The organism is Knoellia terrae (genome assembly GCF_048606435.1).
Taxonomy (GTDB): Bacteria; Actinomycetota; Actinomycetes; order Actinomycetales; family Dermatophilaceae; genus Knoellia; species Knoellia terrae.
Genome location: NZ_JBMBWH010000003.1, coordinates 329,139 through 350,652 on the forward strand (window position 1 = coordinate 329,139; position 21,514 = coordinate 350,652).

At 71.8% G+C, this 21,514-nt stretch carries 18 protein-coding genes; 8 read left to right on the plus strand and 10 right to left on the minus strand.

Translation table 11 applies throughout. The annotated features are described in order from the left end of the window. Positions 1-4 precede the first annotated feature (4 nt). Positions 5-1,429 carry a protoporphyrinogen oxidase gene (gene hemG, locus ACOJV9_RS06790; protein ID WP_420184430.1) on the minus strand — a complete coding sequence of 475 codons (1,425 nt, stop codon included), beginning with the start codon at positions 1,427-1,429 and terminating at the stop codon, positions 5-7. Between the two features lie 134 nt (positions 1,430-1,563). Between hemG and ACOJV9_RS06795 the strand changes: the two genes are divergently transcribed. Then, positions 1,564-2,520 (plus strand): DUF4349 domain-containing protein, encoded by a 957-nt coding sequence (locus ACOJV9_RS06795; protein ID WP_420184431.1) that lies wholly within the window; start codon positions 1,564-1,566, stop codon positions 2,518-2,520. Here the strand turns inward: ACOJV9_RS06795 and hemE are convergent. Further along, the gene (hemE, locus tag ACOJV9_RS06800) at positions 2,509-3,537 is read right to left on the minus strand and encodes a uroporphyrinogen decarboxylase (protein WP_420184432.1); all 1,029 of its coding nucleotides are present in this window, start codon (positions 3,535-3,537) and stop codon (positions 2,509-2,511) included. The two genes, ACOJV9_RS06795 and hemE, sit on opposite strands and share 12 nt — an antisense overlap. A 58-nt stretch (positions 3,538-3,595) precedes the next feature. Then, entirely contained in the window at positions 3,596-4,429 is an 834-nt protein-coding gene (locus tag ACOJV9_RS06805) for a DMT family transporter (protein ID WP_420184433.1), read from the minus strand. A gap of 79 nt (positions 4,430-4,508) precedes the next feature. On the opposite strand from ACOJV9_RS06805, the gene ACOJV9_RS06810 reads away from it, so the two are divergent. The 6 genes from ACOJV9_RS06810 to ACOJV9_RS06835 all read left to right on the plus strand — a co-directional run bounded on the left by ACOJV9_RS06810 (position 4,509) and on the right by ACOJV9_RS06835 (position 12,733). Beyond that, positions 4,509-5,093: a DUF3000 domain-containing protein gene (locus ACOJV9_RS06810; protein ID WP_420184434.1), complete on the plus strand. Its 585-nt coding sequence runs from the start codon at positions 4,509-4,511 to the stop codon at positions 5,091-5,093. A gap of 1 nt (position 5,094) precedes the next feature. Further along, positions 5,095-6,408, plus strand: coding sequence for an HRDC domain-containing protein (locus ACOJV9_RS06815; protein ID WP_420184435.1), 1,314 nt, complete (start codon positions 5,095-5,097; stop codon positions 6,406-6,408). A 177-nt stretch (positions 6,409-6,585) separates the two neighbouring features. After that, complete coding sequence (locus tag ACOJV9_RS06820) at positions 6,586-7,809, plus strand: thiolase family protein (RefSeq protein WP_420184436.1); 1,224 nt, start codon at positions 6,586-6,588, stop codon at positions 7,807-7,809. Between the two features lies 1 nt (position 7,810). Then, a complete protein-coding gene (locus ACOJV9_RS06825) occupies positions 7,811-9,943 on the plus strand; it encodes a 3-hydroxyacyl-CoA dehydrogenase NAD-binding domain-containing protein (protein ID WP_420184437.1) in 2,133 nt (710 codons plus the stop codon). 119 nt (positions 9,944-10,062) lie between these two features. Continuing rightward, positions 10,063-11,598 carry a helix-turn-helix domain-containing protein gene (locus ACOJV9_RS06830; protein ID WP_420184438.1) on the plus strand — a complete coding sequence of 512 codons (1,536 nt, stop codon included), beginning with the start codon at positions 10,063-10,065 and terminating at the stop codon, positions 11,596-11,598. 1 nt (position 11,599) lies between these two features. Continuing rightward, positions 11,600-12,733: a class I SAM-dependent methyltransferase gene (locus ACOJV9_RS06835; RefSeq protein WP_420184439.1), complete on the plus strand. Its 1,134-nt coding sequence runs from the start codon at positions 11,600-11,602 to the stop codon at positions 12,731-12,733. A 152-nt stretch (positions 12,734-12,885) separates the two neighbouring features. On the opposite strand, the gene ACOJV9_RS06840 is transcribed toward ACOJV9_RS06835, so the two are convergent. From ACOJV9_RS06840 to ACOJV9_RS06865, 6 genes are all read right to left on the minus strand, one after another. Then, positions 12,886-13,635 carry a 3-hydroxybutyrate dehydrogenase gene (locus tag ACOJV9_RS06840; protein WP_420184473.1) on the minus strand — a complete coding sequence of 250 codons (750 nt, stop codon included), beginning with the start codon at positions 13,633-13,635 and terminating at the stop codon, positions 12,886-12,888. Further along, positions 13,628-14,659: a branched-chain amino acid ABC transporter permease gene (locus ACOJV9_RS06845; RefSeq protein ID WP_420184440.1), complete on the minus strand. Its 1,032-nt coding sequence runs from the start codon at positions 14,657-14,659 to the stop codon at positions 13,628-13,630. Before ACOJV9_RS06845 ends, ACOJV9_RS06840 begins: the two co-directional genes overlap by 8 nt. Beyond that, positions 14,656-15,525 carry a branched-chain amino acid ABC transporter permease gene (locus ACOJV9_RS06850; protein WP_420184441.1) on the minus strand — a complete coding sequence of 290 codons (870 nt, stop codon included), beginning with the start codon at positions 15,523-15,525 and terminating at the stop codon, positions 14,656-14,658. Before ACOJV9_RS06850 ends, ACOJV9_RS06845 begins: the two co-directional genes overlap by 4 nt. 48 nt (positions 15,526-15,573) lie before the next feature. Further along, the gene (locus ACOJV9_RS06855) at positions 15,574-16,824 is read right to left on the minus strand and encodes an ABC transporter substrate-binding protein (RefSeq protein WP_420184442.1); all 1,251 of its coding nucleotides are present in this window, start codon (positions 16,822-16,824) and stop codon (positions 15,574-15,576) included. An 80-nt stretch (positions 16,825-16,904) separates the two neighbouring features. Next, entirely contained in the window at positions 16,905-17,612 is a 708-nt protein-coding gene (locus ACOJV9_RS06860) for an ABC transporter ATP-binding protein (protein ID WP_420184443.1), read from the minus strand. Continuing rightward, positions 17,605-18,414, minus strand: a complete 810-nt coding sequence (locus ACOJV9_RS06865; protein ID WP_474544395.1) for an ABC transporter ATP-binding protein — start codon at positions 18,412-18,414, stop codon at positions 17,605-17,607. The genes ACOJV9_RS06860 and ACOJV9_RS06865 overlap by 8 nt, the downstream gene beginning before the upstream one ends. 165 nt (positions 18,415-18,579) lie before the next feature. Here ACOJV9_RS06865 and ACOJV9_RS06870 point away from each other — a divergent pair, with 165 nt between their 5' ends. Next, complete coding sequence (locus ACOJV9_RS06870; RefSeq protein ID WP_420184444.1) at positions 18,580-20,436, plus strand: helix-turn-helix domain-containing protein; 1,857 nt, start codon at positions 18,580-18,582, stop codon at positions 20,434-20,436. On the opposite strand, the gene ACOJV9_RS06875 is transcribed toward ACOJV9_RS06870, so the two are convergent. Beyond that, on the minus strand, positions 20,418-21,344 hold the full coding sequence (locus ACOJV9_RS06875; RefSeq protein ID WP_420184445.1) for an alpha/beta fold hydrolase: 927 nt from the start codon (positions 21,342-21,344) through the stop codon (positions 20,418-20,420). The genes ACOJV9_RS06870 and ACOJV9_RS06875 overlap by 19 nt on opposite strands. Positions 21,345-21,514 lie beyond the last annotated feature (170 nt).

The following is a 21,514-nucleotide window of genomic DNA, read 5'->3' on the forward strand; positions in this document are numbered from 1 at the left end:
GCGGTCATTCTCCCGCGTGCCGCCGGACCGCCCTCAGGTGGGTCGTCGTCGCCTCCGCCGCGGCGTGCGCCGACGCGATGACGGCGGGAATCCCGATGCCCTGGTAGGCGGCACCGGCCACCTCGAGGCCGGGCACCGCCGTGAGGGCACGGGCCACGCGGGCCACCCGCGCATGGTGACCAACGGTGTACTGCGGGAGCCCACCTCCCCACCGCTGCACGTGGCTGTCGACGACCGTCAGCGGTGCAGCGCCGACCGCCTCCGCGATCTCGCGCTTCGCCAGCTCGACGAGGTCGGCGTCGTCCCGTTGCAGCGACGCGGTCTCCCCCGCTCGCCCGACCGACGCCCTGACGTATGCCGTCTCGCCGCCTTCCGCAGCCAGCCACCCCCACTTGGCGGAGTTGAAGGTGCTCGCCTTGATGCCCCGGCCGTCGACCGGCGGGACGAGGAACCCCGAGCCGTCCCAGCCCTCGACCTGGGAGCGCGGCACGGCGAGCGTGATGACGGCGACCGAGGCCATCTCGACCTCGCCGAGCGCCGCTCCCGCGTCCGGCGCCACGGGCGTGAGCAGTCGCGCAGCGGCCGGGGGTGGCACGGCCACGACGACCGCGTCGGCCTCGACGAGGCGGGGGTCTGTCGTCGGGCCGGTGAGCACCGACCAGCCGGTCGGGGTGCGCTCCAGGCCACGCACGGTCACACCGACCTCGATGCGGCCGCCTCGACGCTCGACGTCCTCGGCCAGCAGGTCGGCGAGCCGGCCCACTCCCCCGACGAGACCCGCGAACGGCGGCCGCGGTCCGGCGGCAGCCGACTCGACCAGAACCGCGGGGGGCTCGAGGAGCGACCCGCCGCGGCTCGCGACCTCCCACACGCCGGGCATCGTCGAACGCAGGGACAACAGGCGGGCATGACCGGCATACACCCCGCCGAGCATCGGCTCGACGAGCCGCTCGACGACCGCGTCGCCGAGGCGGGCGGCGACGTAGTCGCCGACGGAGACGTCGTCTCCGACGTCCGCCGCGGGGGTCTCGTCGCGCATCCGCCGCTCCTCGGCCTCGGTGAGCAGCCCGGCGACGACGGAGTCGGCGAACGGGACGCCCACACGGGTGCGCGGCAGCGCGTGCAGGGCGCCGCGCGACCACACCCGGGCCGAGGTGGTCGTGGGGGTGACGACGTCGGTCGGGTCGGCGAGCTCGGCCATCAGCGCGGTGGCCTCGGGACGCAGAGCGAGGACGGCCTCGGCGCCGACGTCGACGAGGTGACCGCCCACCGCGGCCCGCCGCAGCTTGCCGCCCACCTGGTCGGCGGCGTCGAGGACGACGACCCGGATCCGCGGCTCGGCGACGAGCACGTCACGAGCGGCGGTCAGGCCGGCGAGACCACCGCCCACGACGACCACGGTGGGCTCTGGGCGGTTGTCCTGCGTCACCTCGTCACTCTCTCACCGGCCGACGCCAAGTTGTGACCCGCCCGGGGGAACCGCGGACCCGTCCGGCGACGTCCGAGCAACGACAACCCACCACCCGCAGCAGCCGGGGCCAGCCCCGAGAAGTGGAGAGCACCATGAGCCCCTCGGTCCTTCCCCGGTCCGCACCACGGCGGCGCCTCGCCACGCTGTTCCTCGTGGCCCTCCTCGGTCTCGGCAGCCTCGCCGCCTGCTCCGGCGGGTCGGAGGACTCCGGCAGCGCCACCGGAGGCTCCAGCGGGGTCGACCAGTCCGAGGTCGCTCCCCAGCCGGCCGACGGCGACCGAGCCGGCGTGGTGGGTGACGCCAAGGGCGAGGTCGCCCCCGACGCCGTCCGGGCAGGAGCCGGCGACAAGCTCGTGCGGCGCGCCAGCCTCCAGCTCAAGGTCGACTCCCTCCGCGGCTCCGCGGAGCGGATCCGCGCCATCGCCACCAGCCAGGGCGGGTCGGTCCTGTCCGAGGAGCTCTACGCGTCGATGGGCGCGGGGCCGGACACGTCCGGGTCCATCACGATCACCGTGCCGGCGAGCTCCCTGGAGTCGACGATCGGGCTGATCGAGAAGGTCGGGGACGTGCAGTTCCGGTCGAGCTCCAGCGAGGACGTGACAGCGACCTACGTCGACACCGAGGCCCGGGTGAAGTCCCTCACCGAGAGCGTCGGCCGCATCCGCGAGCTGCTCGCCACGGCGAAGAGCATCAGCGACCTCGTCGCGCTCGAGAACGAGCTCTCGCGACGCCAGGCCGAGCTCGACGCGCTCACCGCGCAGCTCGCGAACCTCAAGGACTCGGTGGCGATGTCGCCGATCTCCATCTCGCTCTCCACCGACGACTTCGAGCCGGTGACGGCCGGTGGGTTCCTCGCCGGCCTGCGGTCGGGCTGGTCGGCCTTCCTCACATCGCTGTCGGTCCTGGCCACGGCGCTCGGCGCCGTCCTGCCGTTCGCCCTCGCCGGGGCGCTCGTCGGTATCCCCGTGATGGTGTGGTGGCGCCGCCGTCGGGTTGGTGCGGTGCCGGCGCTAGCCCGCCCGGTCGGGCCGCCGCCGTCAGCGGGCTGAGTGCTCGTGCACGACCTCGACGATCCGGGTGAGGACGTCGGGGTCGGTGTGCGGTGGGACGCCGTGACCGAGGTTGAAGATGTGGCCCGGAGCGGCACGTCCCTCGTCGAGGATCGAGCGGACCTTGGCCTCGACGACCTCCCACGGGGCGCCGAGGAGGGCCGGGTCGAGGTTGCCCTGGACGGCATACGCGTCCCCGAGCCGGCTCACGGCGTCCGGAAGCGAGACGCGGAAGTCGACCCCGACGACGTCGGCGCCGGCCTCGCCCATGAGGTCGAGCAGCTCGCCGGTCCCCACACCGAAGTGGATGCGCGGCACGCCGAGCCCGTCGACCGCGGCCAGCGCGGCGGCGGAGTGGCGCTGGACGTGCGTGACGTAGTCGGTGCGGGACAGCGCGCCCACCCAGGAGTCGAAGAGCTGGACCGCACTGGCGCCGGCCTCGGCCTGGACGCGCAGGAAGGCGCCGGAGATCTGGGCGAGCCGCTCACAGAGGTCGTTCCACAGCTGCGGGTCGCCGTGCATCAGCGCCTTGGTGTGCTCGTGCGTGCGTGACGGACCGCCCTCCACGAGGTAGGACGCGAGCGTGAACGGCGCGCCGGCGAAGCCGATGAGCGGGGTCGCGCCGAGCTCGGCGACGAGGCGGCTCACCGACTCGGTGATGTCCGGGACGGCGTCGGGAGTGAGGTCCGGCAGGCGGTCGAGGTCGGCCCGCGTGCGGAACGGTGCCGGCACGACGGGACCGGTGCCCGGCACGATGTCCACGTCGACGCCGACCGCGGCCAGCGGCACGACGATGTCCGAGAAGAAGATCGCGGCATCGACCTTGTGCCGCCGGACCGGCTGCATCGTGATCTCGGTGACGAGGTCGGGCGTGCGGCAGGCCTCGAGCATGGCCGTGCCCTCCCGCAGCTCGCGGTACTCGGGCAGGGAGCGGCCGGCCTGCCGCATGAACCACACGGGGGTGTGCGGCACCGGCTGGCGGGTGGCGGCGAGGACGAGCGGGCTGTCGGCGATCACCGCGCGATCCTCTCATCCGCGGCGGGGGCGGCTTGCCGGGCGGCGGTTCGGCGGGTCCTCAGAGGGAGATGACGGCGGCGCCGAGCAGGGCGCAGGCGACCCCGGCCACCTGGATGGTCCGCAGCCGCTCCGCGAGGACGACGCGGGCGAGCAGGATCGTCGCGACCGGGTAGAGCGACCCCAGCACGGCCGCGATGCTCACCTGACCCCGCGAGGACGCCGTCGCGAACAGGGCGTTGGCCAGCAGGTCGGCGCACCCGATGAGCGCGAGGGCCACGAGGTCGCGCGCCCGGATGCCCCCGACCGAGCGGAGGACGAGCGCCACGACCACGAAGATCGCCACCGAGGTGCAGCGCATCCCCCACAGCGTCATGAGCAACGAGTCGCGGGCCCCGCGGTCGAGCGCGAAGAGCGCCATGCCGAAGCACGCCGCCGCGACCCCCGCCAGCAGGACGGGCCGCGGCGACACGTCACCGGAGAGCTCCGGCCCGGAGGCGAGGACGATGCCCACGACGGCGATCACGATGCCCAGCCACACCCACGGCGACGGGGCCTCGCCCGTCGCCACGCCGAGGGCCACGGGGACGAGGACACCCATGGAGGCGATCGGCGCGACGACGCCCATCGTCCCGCTGGCCAGCGCGGTGTAGAACGCGACGAGGCCGGAGGCACCCGTCACCCCGGCGAGCATGGCCCACCCGACCCACTCCCCCCACTCCGGCGGATGACCCTGCGCCGCCCGTACGAGGACGATGACGCTGAGGACGACGAAGGCGATCGCCTGGGTCGAGCCGACGACGGCGATCGCCGGCAGCCGCTTGGCCACGAGGCCGCCGAAGAAGTCGGAGGTGCCCCACACCGCCGAGGAGGCCAGGGCGAGGACGGCGAGCATGTCGGCAGCCTAGGCGCGGGCGGAGGCCGGTCGGCGTGGCCTCACCCGCGGACCCAGCCGACCGGCATACGCTCTCGGGGTGGCAACACGCTCCCTTCCCGGCCGCGAGTCCCCGGAGTTCACCGCGGCCCTCGAGGCCCTCCGGCACGCCAGGCTGCGTCCCGAGGTCCGGATCACCGAGGTGCCGGCCCCGCAACGCATCGCGCCGTATGCCGTCGCCCTCACCGCCGATGTGCTCGGCGCGGCCGGTGACGACGAGGAGCTCGCCTCCGGTCGCTTCGTCCTCCTGCACGACCCGTCGGCGCCCGAGCCGTGGGGCGGCGAGTGGCGCGCGGTGACCTTCGCGCGCGCCGAGCTCGAGCCCGAGCTGGCCTCCGACCCGCTGCTCGGTGAGGTGGGCTGGTCGTGGCTCATGGACGCCCTCGCCCTGCGCGGCGTGCACGCGAGCGCCGAGGCCGGCACGGTCACCCGGGTCGTGAGCCAGAGCTTCGCTGCGCTCTCCGACCGCCCCGCGAGCGTCGAGATGGAGGTGCGCGCGTCCTGGACGCCGATCGGCCCCGACGCAGGAGAGCACCTGCTCGCGTGGTCGGACCTGCTCTGCACCATCGCTGGGCTGCCGCCCCTGCCCGAAGGCGTGGTGGCGCTGCCGGGACCGCGGCGGTGACATGACCGGCCCCACCACCGTCCCTCCTGCCGACGCCCACGCCGCCGACGACCCCCAGGTCGTCGAGCCCTCCGGTCCGGACGCGTCGGGGATGTCGGAGCCCACCGACGAACCCCAGCCGCCTGCGACCGTACCCCTGGACGAGCCGGCCGACGGCGTCCCGCTCGTCGTCGAGACCGAGCGAGGCCTCATCGAGGCGGCCGCGGCGATCGCCGCCGGCGAGGGACCGGTCGCGGTCGACGCCGAACGCGCCTCGGGCTACCGCTACGGCCAGCGCGCCTACCTCGTGCAGGTGCGCCGCGAGGGCTCGGGGACGTGGCTCATCGACCCCATCGCCTGCCCCGACCTGTCACCGCTCGACGAGGCCATCGGCCGCGCCGAGTGGATCCTGCACGCCGCGACCCAGGACCTCGCCTGCCTCGCCGAGGTGGGCCTGCGCCCGCGCCAGCTCTTCGACACCGAGCTCGCCGCCCGGCTGCTCGGGCTCCCCCGCGTCGGCCTCGCCGCCGTGGTGGAGCACTACCTCGGCCTGGCGCTGGCCAAGGAGCACTCGGCGGTCGACTGGTCGACCCGCCCGCTCCCGGAGCCGTGGCTGCGCTACGCCGCCCTCGACGTCGAGGTCCTCACCGAGCTGCGCAACCTCATGGGCGTCGACCTCGCCATGCAGGACAAGTCCGAGTGGGCGCGCCAGGAGTTCGAGGCGCTGCTGCACTGGGAGCCGACCGAGCGGGTCGACCCGTGGCGCCGCACGAGTGGCCTCAACACCATCCGCAGCCGTCGCGGCGTCGCCGTCGTGCGCGAGCTCTGGTACGCCCGTGACGACATCGCGCAGGACCGCGACACGTCACCGGGCCGGATCCTCCCGGACGCCGGGCTCATCGCGATCGCCACGGAGTCGCCGACGTCCACCGACGACCTGCCGCGCGGTCACCGAGCCATCGCCCGCTACGGCCGGCAGTGGGTGGGTGCCGTCAAGCGCGCCATGGCCCTCGACGAGGCAGACCTGCCGCCGCGAACCGTCCGCTCCGACGGACCGCCGCCGGCTCGCTCGTGGGCCGACAAGGACCCCGTCGCCGCCGCCCGCCTGACCGAGGTGCGGGCCGACCTCACGGCGTTCGCCGAGCAGCACCGCATCCCCGTCGAGAACGTCTGCTCCCCCGACCCCCTGCGCCGGGTCGTCTGGCGCCCGCCGGTCGAGCGCGACGAGGAGGGCTTCGGGCAGGCGCTGCGCGAGCATGGGGTCCGCCAGTGGCAGGCCGACGTCGTCGCGCCCCTGCTGGCGAAGGCCTTCACCTCGCACCCCGACCCCGCCTGACCCTGGACTTGTTGCCCAGTACGGTCACGCCCGGTCGACCGAAGGCCCCTGCCGCCTGACCGTACTGGGCAACAGGTCGGTGGGGGGTGACGGCTCTCACGACCGGACGGCATACGCAGGTGAGCGCTCGCTTAGTAGCCTGACGGGCACCACCCCCTCCGACCAGAGAGGCCCCCCGTGCCCCGCACCCTGAATGAGGTCGTCTTCGTCGACGGCGTGCGCACACCGTTCGGCAAAGCCGGAGAGAAGGGCATGTACGCCCAGACCCGCGCCGACGACCTCGTCATCCGCTGCATCCGCGAGCTGCTCAGGCGCAACCCCCAGCTCCCCAAGGACCGCGTCGAGGAGGTCGCCATCGCGGCCACCACGCAGATCGGCGACCAGGGCCTCACCCTCGGACGCCTCGCCGCCCTGCTCTCGGGTCTGCCCAACACCACCCCGGGCTACTCCGTCGACCGCATGTGCGCCGGCGCGATGACCGCGGTGACCAACGTCGCGAGCTCGATCGGCTTCGGTGCCTACGACGTCGCCATCGCCGGTGGGGTCGAGCACATGGGCCGCCACCCGATGGGTGAGGGCATCGACCCGAACCCGCGGCTGCTCGCGGAGAAGATCGTCGACCAGTCCGCGCTGTCGATGGGCAACACCGCCGAGAACCTGCACGACCGCTTCCCGCAGCTCACGAAGGAGCGTTCCGACGCGTATGCCGTGAGCAGCCAGGCGAAGCTCGCTGCCGCCTACGACGCCGGCAAGATCCAGCCGGACCTCGTGCCGATGGCGACCCGGCACTCGGAGCGGGGTTACGGCCTCGCGACCAGGGACGAGCCGCCGCGCCCGGGCACCACGCTGGAGGAGCTCGCCGGCCTCAAGACGCCGTTCCGCCCGCACGGCGGGGTCTCCGCCGGCAACGCCGCGGGCCTCAACGACGGTGCGACCGCCTGCATCCTCGCTTCCGAGACCGCCGCCGAGGAGCTCGGCCTGCCCGTGAAGATGCGGATGGTCTCCTTCGGCTTCGTCGGCGTCGAGCCCGAGGTCATGGGCATCGGCCCGGTCCCCGCGACCGAGAAGGCCCTGGCCAAGGCGGGCCTGACGATCGAGGACATCGGCCTCTTCGAGCTCAACGAGGCGTTCGCCGTGCAGGTGCTCGCCTTCCTCGACCACTTCGGCATCGCCGACGACGACCCGCGCGTCAACGAGTACGGCGGCGCCATCGCGACCGGCCACCCGCTCGCCTCCTCGGGCGTGCGCCTCATGACCCAGCTCGCCCGCCAGTTCGAGGAGCACCCCGAGGTCCGCTACGGCGTCACCGCCATGTGCATCGGCATCGGCATGGGCGGTTCGGTCATCTGGGAGAACCCGCACCACGCCGACTATGCCCGCGACGACGACGAGGTGGCCTGACATGACCGACACCACGACCACCACCGCCCGACCCGAGACCGCCGCCCGAGGCGAGGTCGTCACCCGCGCCCTCGTGCAGGACGTCGCGCTCCCCGGTGGGGGCGGCATCCTCGCCCTCGTCACGCTCGACAACGGCCACGACCACACCCGGCCCAACACCTTCGGCCCCGAGGGCATCGGGGCGCTCGCCGGTGTCGTCGAGACCCTGCGCTCCCGCGCCGAGGCCGGGGAGATCGTGGCCGTGGCCATCACCGGCAAGCCGTTCATCTTCGCCGTCGGCGCCGACCTCTCCGGCGTCCCCACCGTGAGCAGCCGCGAGCAGGCCCTCGAGATCGCCCGGGCCGGCCACGCTGCGTTCGCGGCGGTCATGGACCTGCCGGTCCCGACGTTCGCGTTCGTCAACGGTGCGGCGATGGGGGGCGGCGTGGAGCTGGCCCTCTCGTGCGACTACCGCACCATCAGCGCCGGCGTGCCGGCGATCGCGCTGCCGGAGACGTTCCTGGGCCTCGTGCCGGGCTGGGGCGGCTGCTACCTGCTGCCGAACCTCGTCGGCCCGGCGAACGCGCTCAAGGTCATCATCGAGAACCCGATGAACACCAACAAGATGCTCTCCGGCTCGGCTGCCGCGAAGCTCGGGATCGCGGACGCGCTCCTCGAGCCGGCCGACTTCCTCGAGGAGTCGATCGCCTGGGCCGCCCGGGTGGTCTCCGGTGAGACGCCCGTCGAGCGTGCCCAGGTCTCGCGCGACGAGTCGGAGTGGGACGCGGCCACACAGGCCGCGACCAGGCTCGTCCTGACCAAGACGGCCGGACGCTCCCCCGGCGCCCTCCGCGCGATCGAGCTCGTCTCGGCCGCGCGCACCGCCGACCGGGACGCGGCCTTCGCCGCCGAGGACGAGGCGCTGGCGGACCTTCTCATGCGTGACGAGCTGCGGGCCGGGCTCTATGCGTTCGACCTCGTGCAGAAGCGGGCCAAGCGCCCGGCAGGAGCGCCGGACAAGGCGCTCGCCCGCAAGGTCACCAAGGTCGGCATCGTCGGGGCCGGCCTCATGGCCAGCCAGCTCGCCCTGCTCTTCGCCCGCAACCTCAAGGTGCCGGTCGTCATGACCGACCTCGACGAGGAGCGCGTCGCCAAGGGTGTCGGCTGGGTGCACGGCGAGATCGCGACGTCCCTCGAGGCCGGCAAGATCGGTCGCGACCGGGCCAACCACCTCACCGGGCTCGTGACGGGCTCGACGTCCAAGGACGGCTTCGCCGACGCCGACCTCGTCGTCGAGGCGGTCTTCGAGGAGATGTCGGTCAAGAAGCAGGTCTGGGCCGAGGTCGAGGCCGTGGTCTCGCCCGAGTGCGTCCTCGCCTCCAACACGAGCTCCCTGTCGATCACCGAGATGGCCGCGGACCTGCGGCACCCCGAGCGGGTCGTGGGCCTGCACTTCTTCAACCCGGTCGCCGTCATGCCGCTGCTCGAGATCATCCGCGGCGACAGGACCGACGACGCCTCGCTGGCGACGGCCTTTGCCACCGGCAAGGGCCTGAGGAAGACGACGATCCTCGTCAAGGACAGCCCCTCCTTCATCGTCAACCGCCTGCTCGGTCGCTTCATGGGCGAGTTCAGCCGGATCGTCGACGAGGGCACGCCCGTCCCCGTGGCGGAGAAGGCGGTGGCCGGCCTCGCACCGATGCCGCCGTTCGTCCTGCTCGGGCTGGTCGGCCCCGCGATCGCGCTGCACAACAGCGAGACGCTGCACCGGGCGTTCGGCGACCGCTTCCACGTCTCGCCGAACCTCAGGAAGATGGTCGAGCTCGGCAAGCGCGGCTACTACCAGCAGGTCGACGGCAGGTTCGTCGTCGACCCCGAGCTCGAGGCGGCCCACATCGCCCCAGAGCACCCGGTCGAGCTGGACGTGGCGCAGGTGCGCGAGCGGGTCCTCTCCGTCCTCGCCGAGGAGGTGGCGCTGATGCTCGAGGAGGGCGTCGCGCAGGCCCCGATGGACATCGACCTGGCCCTCATCACCGGTGCCGGCTTCCAGTTCTGGAACGGCGGGATCACCCCGCTGCTCGACCGCGAGGGTATCTCCGAGAAGGTCGTCGGGCAGCGTTTCCTGCCGCCCGGCGCAGCCAGCGTTCGCGAGTGAGCCGAGCGGACGGCATACGTGCCTCGGGCCGTATGCCGTCCGCCCCGCCCCGTGCGTGGCGACACGTGGGCCGCGCCGTGCAGCTTGCAATATCTCATATGTGACATACGCTGGATCGCATGACTGAGTCCAGCTACCTCACTCGAATCGGGACCCTCATCCGGGACGCCCGGCGACACCAGGGCCTCACCCAGAACGAGCTCGCCGACAAGCTCGGCACGAGCCAGAGCGCCGTCGCGCGCATCGAGCAGGGCCGTCAGAACCTCAGCCTCGAGATGCTCGCCCGGGTCGGCGAGACCCTTGGCAGCGAGTTCGTCTCCCTCGGCCACAGCGGCCCCCAGCACCTGCGGATCGTCGGTGGCGCCAAGCTCTCCGGGTCCATCCCCGTCAAGACGAGCAAGAACGCCGCCGTCGGCCTGCTCTGCGCCGCGATGCTCAACAAGGGCCGCACGACGCTGCGCAACCTCGCCCGCATCGAGGAGGTCAACCGCATCATCGAGGTGCTCACCTCGATGGGCGTCAAGGTGCGCTGGATCGAGGGCACGAGCGACCTCGAGATCATCCCCCCGGCCGTCCTCGACCTCGACGGCATCGACGTCGCCGCCGCCCGTCGCACGCGGACCGTCATCATGTTCCTCGGTCCGCTGCTCCACCAGTTCGAGGCGTTCTCCCTGCCGTATGCCGGTGGCTGCGACCTCGGGACCCGCACCGTCGAGCCGCACCTCACCACGCTGCAGTCGTTCGGTCTCGATGTCGCGGCCACGCACGGCTTCTACGAGGCGAAGGTCGACAGGACCACGCGCCCCGACAAGCCCATCGTCCTCACCGAGCGAGGTGACACGGTCACCGAGAACGTCCTGTTCGCCGCGGCCCTGCACCCGGGCACGACGGTCATCCGCAACGCCTCGTCCAACTACATGGTCCAGGACGTCTGCTTCTTCCTGCAGAAGCTCGGCGTGACCATCGAGGGCATCGGCACGACGACGCTCAAGGTCACCGGTCGCGAGTCGATCGACGTGGACGTCGACTACTCCCCCAGCGAGGACCCGATCGAGGCGATGAGCCTCATCGCCGCCGCGGTCGTCACGGAGTCCTCGATCACCATCGAGCGCGCGCCGATCGAGTTCCTCGAGGTCGAGCTCGCCGTCCTCGACGGCATGGGCCTGCAGTACGAGATCACCGAGGAGTACCTCGCCAAGAACGGGCACACGCGCCTCGCGGACATCACCATCCTGCCGAGCACGCTCACCGCGCCGATCGACAAGATCGCGCCCATGCCCTTCCCCGGCCTCAACATCGACAACCTGCCGTTCTTCGCGCTCATCGCGGCGTGCGCCGAGGGCACGACGATGATCCACGACTGGGTCTACGAGAACCGGGCGATCTACCTCACCGAGCTGACCAAGGTCGGCGCGCAGGTGCAGCTCCTCGACCCGCACCGCGTCATGATCACCGGTCCGACCGCCAAGTGGCGCCCGGCCGAGGTCATGTGCCCGCCGGCGCTGCGGCCCGGGGTCGTCGTGCTCCTCGCGATGCTCGCCGCCAACGGCACGTCGGTGCTGCGCAACGTCTACGTCATCAATCGTGGCTACGAGGACCTCGCCGAGCGCCTCAACGCCCTCGGCGCGACCATCGAGATCTTCCGCGACATCTGAGGTGACGACGACCTCCACGACGGACGACTGGGACGACCTGCGGCGCTGGCCCGACGTCGAGGCACCGAACCTCCAGGCGTGGGACGCGACCGACCGCCTCATCCTCGACGAGGCCGGCGACCTGTCCGGCGAGGTGGTCGTCATCGGGGACCGTCACGGTGCGCTCACCCTCGGCGCCCTGGCCGGTGGGGCGACGCGGGTCCGGGTGCACCAGGACGGACTCCTCGGCGAGCGGGCGCTGGTGTCCAACGCCCGCCGCCGCGGCCTCGGCCGTGACGGTGACACCACGCCGTTCGCGCACCACCCGCTCGACGCCACCCTCGTGGAAGGGGCGCGGCTGGTCCTGCTGCAGCTCCCCCGCTCGCTCGACGAGCTGGACGAGGTGGCCCAGCTCGTCGCAGCCCATGCGCGCCCGCAGGTGCGGGTCGTCGCCGGCGGTCGGGTCAAGCACATGTCCCGCTCGATGAACGAGGTGCTCGCGGCCTCGTTCGGCGAGGTGAGCGCCAGCCTCGCCCGGCAGAAGTCCCGGGTCCTGCACGCCAGTGCCCCGCGCGCCGACGTCGCCACCGACTGGCCCCGTCAGCAGCGTCACGAGGACGTCGGCCTGACCGTCGTCGCCCATGGCGGGGTCTTCGCCGGCACCGGCATCGACATCGGCACCCGCCTCCTGCTCGACCACCTCCCGGCGATGAGGCCGGCTGACCGGGCCATCGACCTCGCCTCAGGCGGCGGCGTCGTCGCCGCCGCGCTGGCCCTCGCCCGACCCGACCTGCGCGTCCTCGCGACCGACCAGTCGGCCGCGGCCGTGGCGTCCACCCGGGCCACCGCGTCCGCCAACGGCGTCGCGGACCGCATCGAGGTCGTGCGCGCCGACGGTCTCGAGACCGAGCGCGACGCCTCCGCGCAGCTCGTCGTGCTCAACCCGCCGTTCCACGTCGGCGCGGCCGTCCACTCCGGCCTCGCCGAACGCCTCTTCGCCGACGCCGCCCGGGTCCTCGAGCCCGGCGGCGAGCTCTGGTGCGTCTGGAACTCACACCTCAACTACCGCCCCATCCTCGACAAGGTCCTCGGCTCCACGAAGCAGGTCCAGCGCACCACCAAGTTCACCCTGACCTCCAGCCGCCGCCGTTCCTGACGCCCCTCGCTCCGCCCCAGGAGCACGCACGCGTCGATTCGCCGCTGGCTGGGCCTGGCGGGAGCGCGGAGTGCGCGCAGCGCGCGACGTGCGGATGGGACTGCGGCGAATCGATGCGTGGGTGCGACGAGCGCCGGCGAGCGAGACCAACGTCAGTGCGCGGTCCAGCCGCCGTCCATGGTGAAGGACGACCCGGAGATCGAGTCCGACGATGGGCCGCAGAGGAACCCGACGAGGTCGGCGACCTCGGACGGCTCGATGAGCCGCTTGACGGCGACCGGCGTCAGCATCACCTTCTCCAGGACCTCCGAGTCCGGTATGCCGTGGGTGCGCGCCTGGTCCGCGATCTGCTTCTCCACCAAGGGTGTTCGCACGTATGCCGGGTTGACGCAGTTGCTCGTCACGCCCTTGTCGCCGGCCTCCAGGGCGACGACCTTGCTCAGACCCTCGAGACCGTGCTTCGCCGAGACGTAGGCGGACTTGAACGGGCTGGCACGCAGGCCGTGCACGGACGAGATGTTGACGACGCGACCCCAGCCCGCGGCATACATGTGGGGAAGGCACGCACGCACGAGCCGGAACGGCGACAGCAGCATGATCCGGTGGATCCGCTCGAACTCCTCGACGGGGAACTCGTGGACCGGTGCGACGTGCTGGATGCCGGCGTTGTTGACGAGGACGTCGATGTCGGTGGGCAGGGCGCCGTGGGCGTCGAGGTCCGCGAGGTCCAGCACCCACGGGGTGACGCGTTCGACGCCCACCTGCTTGACCAGCGCATCCAGGGCATCACCGTCGAGGTCCACGGCGTGCACCCGGGCGCCGGCTCCGGCGAGTCGCTCGACCACGGCCGCGCCGATGCCGCTCGCGGCACCCGTGACGAGCGCCGTCCGGCCCTCAAGCATCGCGGCGACCCGGCGTCCGGCCACGACTGCGCAGCCGTGCCACGAGGTCCGCGACGGTGCCCCAGATGCCCTTGCGGAAGAGCAGGACGATGAGGACGAAGATCGTGCCGGTGATGATCCCGATGCCGTTGAAGCCGGACGAGGCGAGGTAGTCCTCGAGGAGGACGACGACGGCGGCGCCGAACGGGCCACCCCACAGCGTGCCGATGCCACCGAGGACGGTGATGAGCACGACCTTGCCGGACGTCTGCCAGACGAGCTCCTGCAGCGAGGCGAACCCGTGGCTGACCGAGAAGACTCCCCCGGCCAGGCCGGCGATGCCGGCCGAGATGACGAACACCATGATCTTGTAGCGCTCGACGTCGTAGCCGAGCGCCCGGGCACGGGCGGGGTTGTCACGGATGGCGAGCAGCACCCGCCCGAACGGCGAGGACACGGTGCGCCAGGCGATGAGCGCGCCGAGCAGGATGAGCGGCAGGGCCGCGTAGTAGAAGTAGAACGGGTCCGTCTCGACGAGCTCGACGCCGAAGAACGACTTGGGGATGCCCTGGAGGCCGTTCTCGCCGCCGGTGATGTCGCGGGCCTGGTTGGCGATGAAGAAGATCATCTGGGCGAAGGCGAGCGTCACCATGGCGAAGTAGATGCCGGTTCGCCGCACGGCGAGGTAGCCGGTGGGCACCGCGATGAGCATCGCGACCAGCGCCCCGCCGAGGATCGCGACCGGGAACGGCAGACCGGACCTGATGGCGATGAGGCCGGTGACGTAGGCCGACGTGCCCCAGAACGCCGCGTGCCCGAAGCTGAGCAGCCCGGTGAAGCCGAGGAGCAGGTCGATCGAGATGGCGAACAGTCCCCAGGCGACGATGTCCATCGCCACGGGCGGGTAGATGTACCAGGGCAGGGCCAGGACGACGAGCAGGGCGAGGAGCAGCAGCCCGGCCCGCAGGAACGGGTTGAGCCGGCGGTCCGGCGCCGACGACGCCGCCGTCTCGACGTGGGTCGTCTCGGTGAGCTGGGCGCTCATGAGGCCTCCTCGCGGCCGAAGAGTCCTGCCGGGCGGACGAGCACGACCGCTGCCATGAGGACGAAGATGAGGACCTGCGCGTAGGACGGCGCGTAGGCCTGGCCGTACGCCTCGACGAGCCCGACGAGGAACCCGGCCATGACGGCACCGAGGATCGAGCCGAGCCCGCCGATGACGACGACGGCGAACAGGATGATGATGAAGTTGCTGCCCATGTCCGCGGTGATCGCGCGGAACGGGGCCGCCAGGACACCCGCGACCCCGGCCAGGGCGATGCCGAAGCCGAAGACGGGGGTGACCCAGCGGCCGACGTTGATGCCGAGCGCTCGGGTGCGCTCCGCGTTCTCGGTCGAGGCCCGCACGATCATGCCGATGCGGGTCTTGGTGAGGAGCAGCCACACCGCGACGCACAGCGCCACGGAGAAGAAGGCCGCGAACAGCTGGTAGCTCGACAGGCTCAGCCCACCCACGTTGACCCGCCCCTCCAGCCCGGCGGGGAGCTCGTACGGCAACCCGGAGACGCCGTAGCGGCGCTTCACGAGGTCGACGATGAGCAGCGTCAGGCCGAAGGTGAGCAGGAAGTTGTAGAGCGGGTCGAGCGCGAGGAGCCACCGCACGAGCAGCCGCTCCACGAGGATCCCGAAGAGGAACAGCAGGACGGGGACGATGACGAGCGCTCCCCAGAACGGCACGTCGGCGACGTCGAGGAGCACGGCCGCGCCGACCGCCCCGAGCATGTACATGGCGCCGTGGCTGAAGTTGACCACCCCCATGACACCGAAGATGACCGCCAGCCCCAGGGCGGCGAGGGCGTAGAACCCGCCCGTCGCCAGACCCTGCAGCGTGTACTGGATAAATGCACTCATCGCCTACCTCTGTGACCTCAGGACAACCGGGGAATCAGGACTCGGACGTCACATCGAGCAGCCGGACTCGGCCACCGGCTTGAAGGCCTCGGCCGCGGGGATGGTGGCGACGATCTTCTCGTAGTCCCATTCCTCCTTGACCTCGGCGGCGGGCTTGACCTCGGCCAGGTACGCGTCGTGGATGACGCGGTGGTCCTCGGCGCGGACCTCGCCGTTGCGCAGGAAGAAGTCGTTGATCTTCTTGCCCTCGAGCTTGGCGACGACGTCGTCACCGGTGTCGGAGCCGGCCTCCTGGACGGCCTCGAGGTAGTTGAAGGCCGCCGAGTAGTTGGCGGCGTGCGCGAACGACGGACGGGTCTTGGTCTTGGCCTGGAACTTGTCGGCCCAGGCGCGGTTCTGCTCGTCGAAGTTCCAGTACCAGGCCTCGGTGAAGGTGACGCCCTTGAACTGCTCGGCGCCCAGGCTGTGGATGTCGGTGATGAACATCAGGCCCACGGCCAGCTTGATCTGGTCGGAGACACCGGCCTGGTTGTACTGCTTGACGAAGTTGATGAGGTCACCACCGGCGTGCATGGTGCCGATGACGTTCGGCTTGTCGGCCGCGGCCTTGGTGATGTAGGTCGCGAAGTTGTCGTTGGGGAACGGCGTCGGGACCTTCTGGCCGATCGAGCCACCCGCAGCGGTGATCTGGCCCTCGAACGACTTGGTCATGTCCTGACCGAAGGCGTAGTCGGGGTAGACGACGTTCCACTTCGAGCCGCCGTCCTTGGTGAGCGTGCCACCGGTGCCCTTGGCGAGCATGTAGGTGTCGTAGGCCCAGTGGAAGGTGTACTTGTTGCACTGGGCGCCGGTGAGCGCGGTCGTGCCGGCACCGATGTTGATGTAGACCTTCTTCTTCGTCTTGGCCTGGTTCGCCACGGCCAGGGCCGCCGACGAGGTCGGGACGTCGAGGATGATGTCGGCCTTCTGGCGGTCGTAGAGCTCCTGCGCCTTGGTGTTGGCGATGTCGGGCTTGTTCTGGTGGTCCGCCGTGACGACCTCGATGTTCTTGCTGACCGCGTCGTCCTTGTGCTTGGCCTTCCAGTCCTCGACGGCCATCTTCACGGCCTCGACCGAGTTGGGGCCGGAGAGGTCCTTGTAGACGCCGGACTGGTCGTTGAGCACGGCGAGGACGATCTTGTCGTCGCTGATCTTGCCGCTCGCCGAGGACGGTCCGCCGCCGGCGCTGCCGCACGCGGTGAGGACGAGGCCGGAGCCGGCCACCATGGCCGCGAGGCTGATTCTTCTGGTGTGTCGCATTTCCCCTCCTGGGGTGTCGTACGCCGGAGCCGGCGGTCCGATGGTGGTGATGGTGTGGTCGTGCTGGTGGTACGGCTCGGCTACATGCCGAGGTGCTGGAGGAGCTCCGTGGTGCGGGACTGGAACTCGTCGTTGTCGAGGCTCTCGACGACCTCGCCCTGGGCGAGGAGGTTGTGGCGGTCGGCCACGGTGGAGGCGAACTTCACGTTCTGCTCGACGAGGAGGACGGCGACACCCTGGGTACGGATGTCCCGGATGATCTGGCCGATCTGGCTCACGATCACCGGTGCGAGGCCCTCGCTGGGCTCGTCGAGGAGAAGGAGTCGCGAGCCCGCTCGCAGAGGGCGCGCCATGGCGAGCATCTGCTGCTCGCCTCCGGAGAGCTTCGTGCCGGGGAAGTCGCGGCGCTCGCGCAGCACCGGGAACTGCTCGTAGATCCGGTCCAGGCTCCACGACGCGTCCTTGTCGACGACCGGCGGCAGGCTGAGGTTCTCCTCGACGGTGAGGGTCGCGTAGATGCCGCGGTCGTCGGGGACCCAGCCGAGCCCGAGACGCGCACGCTTGTCCGCGGACCGGCCGTCGAGCGTGGTGCCGTCGAGGGTGATCGTGCCCCGTACGTTGCGGTGCAGACCCATGATCGAGCGCAGCAGGGTGGTCTTCCCCGCACCGTTGCGGCCCACGAGGGTGACGACCTCGCCGGACGAGACGTCGATGGAGACGTCGCGCAGGACCTGCGCCTCGCCGTGGAAGGCCGACAGGTTGTCGACGGTGAGCAGCCGCTCAGCCATGCTCGCCCCCCGACTCCCCGAGGTATGCCGTGATGACACGTTCGTCGTTCCTCACGTGGTCGTAGGTCCCCTCCGCGAGGACCTCACCGGACTGGAGCACCGTCACCTGGTCCGCGAGGGACCCGACGACGTGCATGTTGTGGTCGACGAAGACGACCGTGCGCCCCTCCGAGGCCTTCTTGACCAGGGCGATCGTGCGGTCGACGTCCTCCAGACCCATGCCGGCCGTCGGCTCGTCGAGGAGGAGCAGGGCGGGGTCGTTGGCCAGGGCGAGGGCGATCTCGAGCGCCCGCTTCTGCCCGTAGGCGAGCGAACCGGCGGTGACCCCGCTCCGGTCGGCGAGGCCGACCTCCGAGAGCAGCTCCATCCCGCGCTTCCTGAAGCGACCCAGGCTCTTGCGCGACGTCCAGAACTTGTAGCCGAGGCCGGTGGGTGCGGCGAGGGCCAGCTCGAGGTGCTCGAGCAGCGTCATCTGCTCGAAGAGGCTGGTGATCTGGAAGGAGCGGGCGACGCCCATGTGGGCGATCTGCTCGGGCTGACGCCCCGCGATGTCGTCGCCGCGCAGGAGGATCTGCCCCGAGGTCGGGGTGAGGAAGCCGGTGAGCAGGTTGAACAGCGTGGTCTTCCCGGCACCGTTCGGCCCCACCAGCGCGTGGATCGTCCCCTCGGCGACGTCCAGGCTGACCGCGTTCACGGCGGTGAAGCCACGGAAGTCCTTCGTCAGGTCGACGGTCCGCAGGATCGCGGTCGACGATGTCGTCGTGGCCGTCGCGGTCGCGGACGTCGATGCGCCAGTCGTCACCAAGCACCTCCTCGTGCTTCACCGGCAGAAGGGCTCTGCAGGCGATGAGGCCTCACCATAGGGCGGTCGTCCACACCCACCCATGTCCTCGCGCACCATGGTCCGGCGTGTCTCATGGACCCTCGAACCATGGGGTGTGCCTCGGTGGGACCTAGGATCGCCCTCATGCCCGACAACGTCGACGCCGGCACGCGGCTGCTCGAGTCGCTCGCCTCCGGTGCGTCGCCCGCCGACCTCGCCGCCCTCGACGTGGACCCGCACGCGCGGGACCTCGCCATGCGCATCGCCGGGGCCTTCGACGTGCAGCGCCGACGCGAGCAGCAGCTCGCCGCCCTCGTCGACACCGCCCGCGAGCTGGCCTCGATGACCGACCCCTCCGTCGTGCTCGACGCGATCGTGCGGCGGGCCCGGGCCCTCATGGGAACCGACGTCGCGTACCTCACCCTCTACGACCCCGAGAACGAGGACACCTACATGCGGGCGACCGCGGGCTCGGTCTCGGCCCAGTTCCAGGTCGTCCGTCTCGACTTCGGCGCCGGGCTCGGCGGGCTCGTCGCCCAGTCGCGCAAGCCGTACTGGACGGCCGACTACTTCGCCGACGCACGCTTCATGCACACGAGCGCCATCGACGGTGCCGTCGGTGACGAGGGCCTGGTCGCCATCTGCGGCACTCCCCTCATCGTCAAGGACGAGTTCGTCGGCGTGTTGTTCGCCTCGAACCGCACCCCGCGCCCCTTCACGCACGACGAGGTCGCGCTGCTCGGATCGCTGGCCGCACTGGCGGCCGTCACCATCGTGCAGGTGCGGGCGGCAGAGGACGCGGCGCGCACCCTGGCGGCCCTGTCGGAGGCCACCGAGCGAGTGAGCCAGTACGCCGCGGGCATCGAGCGGGCGGCCACCGCTCACGACCGGTTCGCCGAGATCGTCCTCGAGGGCGGCGGCGTCGACGACCTCACCGAGTCGCTCACCCAGCTGCTCGGCGGATGGGCCATCCTGCTCGACGAGGAGGGGATCCCGCGCAGCGTGGCGGGAGCGGCTCCCCCGAGTGGTGACGCCCTGCAGGAGCTCGCTGCGCAGGTCGTCGCCGACGCGGAGGGTGCCCGGCTCACCCGGGTCGGGGACGTGTGGGCGGTGGGCATCAGCGCCACCGACACCCCCATCGGCTACCTCGCCATCGGGGACGTGTCGACGATGGACGAGTCCGACGAACGCACCGTCGAGCGCGCGGCGGTCGTGACAGCACTTGTCCTCCTCGGTGAGCGCAACAGGGCCGAGGCCCGGCAGCAGCAGCGCACCGACGTCGTCGCCCGGCTCGTCAGCGGGCATGGGGACCTCGGCGTCCTGTCGCCGGCGGTCCGCTCGCTGGGAGTGGACCTGCGTGAGCCGACCTGCCTGCTCGTGGTCCGCCGCGACGACGGCGGCCCGGTCCGCTCGCTCGTGCTCGCCGTCAACGCCGCGCTCGGCGGACTGGGTCTCGTCGGAGAGGTCGACGAACACGCCGTGGCCCTGCTCCCCTGCACCGAGCCAGGCCCCGCCGCCACCGAGCTGGCCCAGCGGCTCACCCGCGTCGGCGTGGTCACCGTGGGCGCCGCCGGTCCGGTCCGGGAGGGAGATGGTCGGCTGGTCGCCGACCTCGCCGCCGCCCACACCGAGGCCCTGCGGACCGCCGAAGCACTCGTCGCCCTCGGCCGACGGGGGGACGGCGCCTCGGCGTCGGACCTGGGCTTCGCGGGACTCATCGTGGGCACCCGACCCGAGGTCGCGGCATACGTGCACTCGGTCCTCGGCGCGCTCGTGGACTACGACACGGCGCGCGGCACCGACCTCGTCGGCACCCTGGAGGCGTACTTCCTCGCCGGGTCGAGCCCGCGCCATGCGGCGACCCGCCTGCACGTGCACACCAACACGGTCGCGCAGCGGCTGGAGCGCATCACCCGGCTCGTCGGGGACGCGTGGCAGTCACCGGAGCGGGCGCTCGAGCTCCAGCTCGCGCTGCGGCTTCGTCACCTCGTGGCCAGCTGACCGTCGACGGCGTCGGCCAGCGCCGTGATGGCCGTCGGCTCGAGGATCACCGAGTAGTGGTTGGAGCCCCTGACCTCACGGGTCCGCAGGCCCGCTGGGAGGCCGAGGGCCCGCAGCCGGGCCTCGTCGTAGAGCCCCTGCGGCTCGTCGAGGAGCCCTCGCTCGGCCCAGATCAGCTGGGTGTCGACACCTGACTCGACGGCACGACGCACCGCCGTGTGGGCGTCGGGGTCGGTGAGCACGTCGCGCCCGTCGGCGCGGACCGCCTCGAGGACGCAGCTCGAGCGCCAGCCGTCGGTGCCCCGGAGGAGGTCGTGGGCGAGGTAGCGCTGCAGCCATCCGCCGGCGGGCCCGGCGAGCAGCGGTCCGACGGCCGGGTGCCGACGCCAGAAGGCGAGGTGGTCCTCGGGCGAGTCGAACACCATGTCGAGCCGTGCCATCGCCGGACCGAGGACGGCGGAGAGGGCCTGGTCGGCGTCGCGGCCTGCCGGCGCCGGAAAGGCGAGGCCCCCGTCGACGAGGACGAGCGCGCGGTAGCGGTCCGGGTCCTGAGCCGCCGCGAGGCCCGCGACGAAGGCACCCATCGAGTGCCCGACGAGGATCGGCCGCCCGCCGAACGCGGAGGCGATCGCGAGGGCGTCCTGCGCGTGGGCGGCCAGTCCGAACGGGCCGGGCACGTCGCGGCTCGCACCCCGCCCACGCAGGTCGGGTGCGATCAGCCGCACCGTGCCGACGCCGTGACGGCGGACGATCTCGTCCGCGAGCGCTTGCCACGCAAGGCCGTTCGCGGTGATGCCGTGCAGGGCGAGGATGACGGGCACGTCCGGGCGGGCGGTCCCCGGGATGAGGTCGTGGACGGCAAGGGTCCCGGTCTCGACCTGCACGGTGAACGCGGGCTCGACCCTCACCGGCTCACCTCCCGCGCCTCGGGTCGCGTGGTGCCACCCTGGCGTGCACCGTATGCCGTCCGCTCACCACCCAAGAATGGGTTCCGGCACCACATCCGGCGCGACTCTGTGTTGGTGCCACCACCCGTGCCTGCCAAGCGGCGCCCGCGTCGCCGTCGATGTTGTTGACT

What these genes read in the sequence shown, in the direction of transcription:
- ACOJV9_RS06795 (WP_420184431.1), top strand. Translation starts at nt 1,564, where the DNA reads ATGAGCCCCTCGGTCCTTCCCCGGTCCGCACCACGGCGGCGCCTCGCC.
- ACOJV9_RS06805 (WP_420184433.1), bottom strand. Translation starts at nt 4,429, where the DNA reads ATGCTCGCCGTCCTCGCCCTGGCCTCCTCGGCGGTGTGGGGCACCTCC.
- ACOJV9_RS06815 (WP_420184435.1), top strand. Translation starts at nt 5,095, where the DNA reads ATGACCGGCCCCACCACCGTCCCTCCTGCCGACGCCCACGCCGCCGAC.
- ACOJV9_RS06825 (WP_420184437.1), top strand. Translation starts at nt 7,811, where the DNA reads ATGACCGACACCACGACCACCACCGCCCGACCCGAGACCGCCGCCCGA.
- ACOJV9_RS06830 (WP_420184438.1), top strand. Translation starts at nt 10,063, where the DNA reads ATGACTGAGTCCAGCTACCTCACTCGAATCGGGACCCTCATCCGGGAC.
- ACOJV9_RS06840 (WP_420184473.1), bottom strand. Translation starts at nt 13,635, where the DNA reads ATGCTTGAGGGCCGGACGGCGCTCGTCACGGGTGCCGCGAGCGGCATC.
- ACOJV9_RS06845 (WP_420184440.1), bottom strand. Translation starts at nt 14,659, where the DNA reads ATGAGCGCCCAGCTCACCGAGACGACCCACGTCGAGACGGCGGCGTCG.
- ACOJV9_RS06850 (WP_420184441.1), bottom strand. Translation starts at nt 15,525, where the DNA reads ATGAGTGCATTTATCCAGTACACGCTGCAGGGTCTGGCGACGGGCGGG.
- ACOJV9_RS06855 (WP_420184442.1), bottom strand. Translation starts at nt 16,824, where the DNA reads ATGCGACACACCAGAAGAATCAGCCTCGCGGCCATGGTGGCCGGCTCC.
- ACOJV9_RS06860 (WP_420184443.1), bottom strand. Translation starts at nt 17,612, where the DNA reads ATGGCTGAGCGGCTGCTCACCGTCGACAACCTGTCGGCCTTCCACGGC.
- ACOJV9_RS06870 (WP_420184444.1), top strand. Translation starts at nt 18,580, where the DNA reads ATGCCCGACAACGTCGACGCCGGCACGCGGCTGCTCGAGTCGCTCGCC.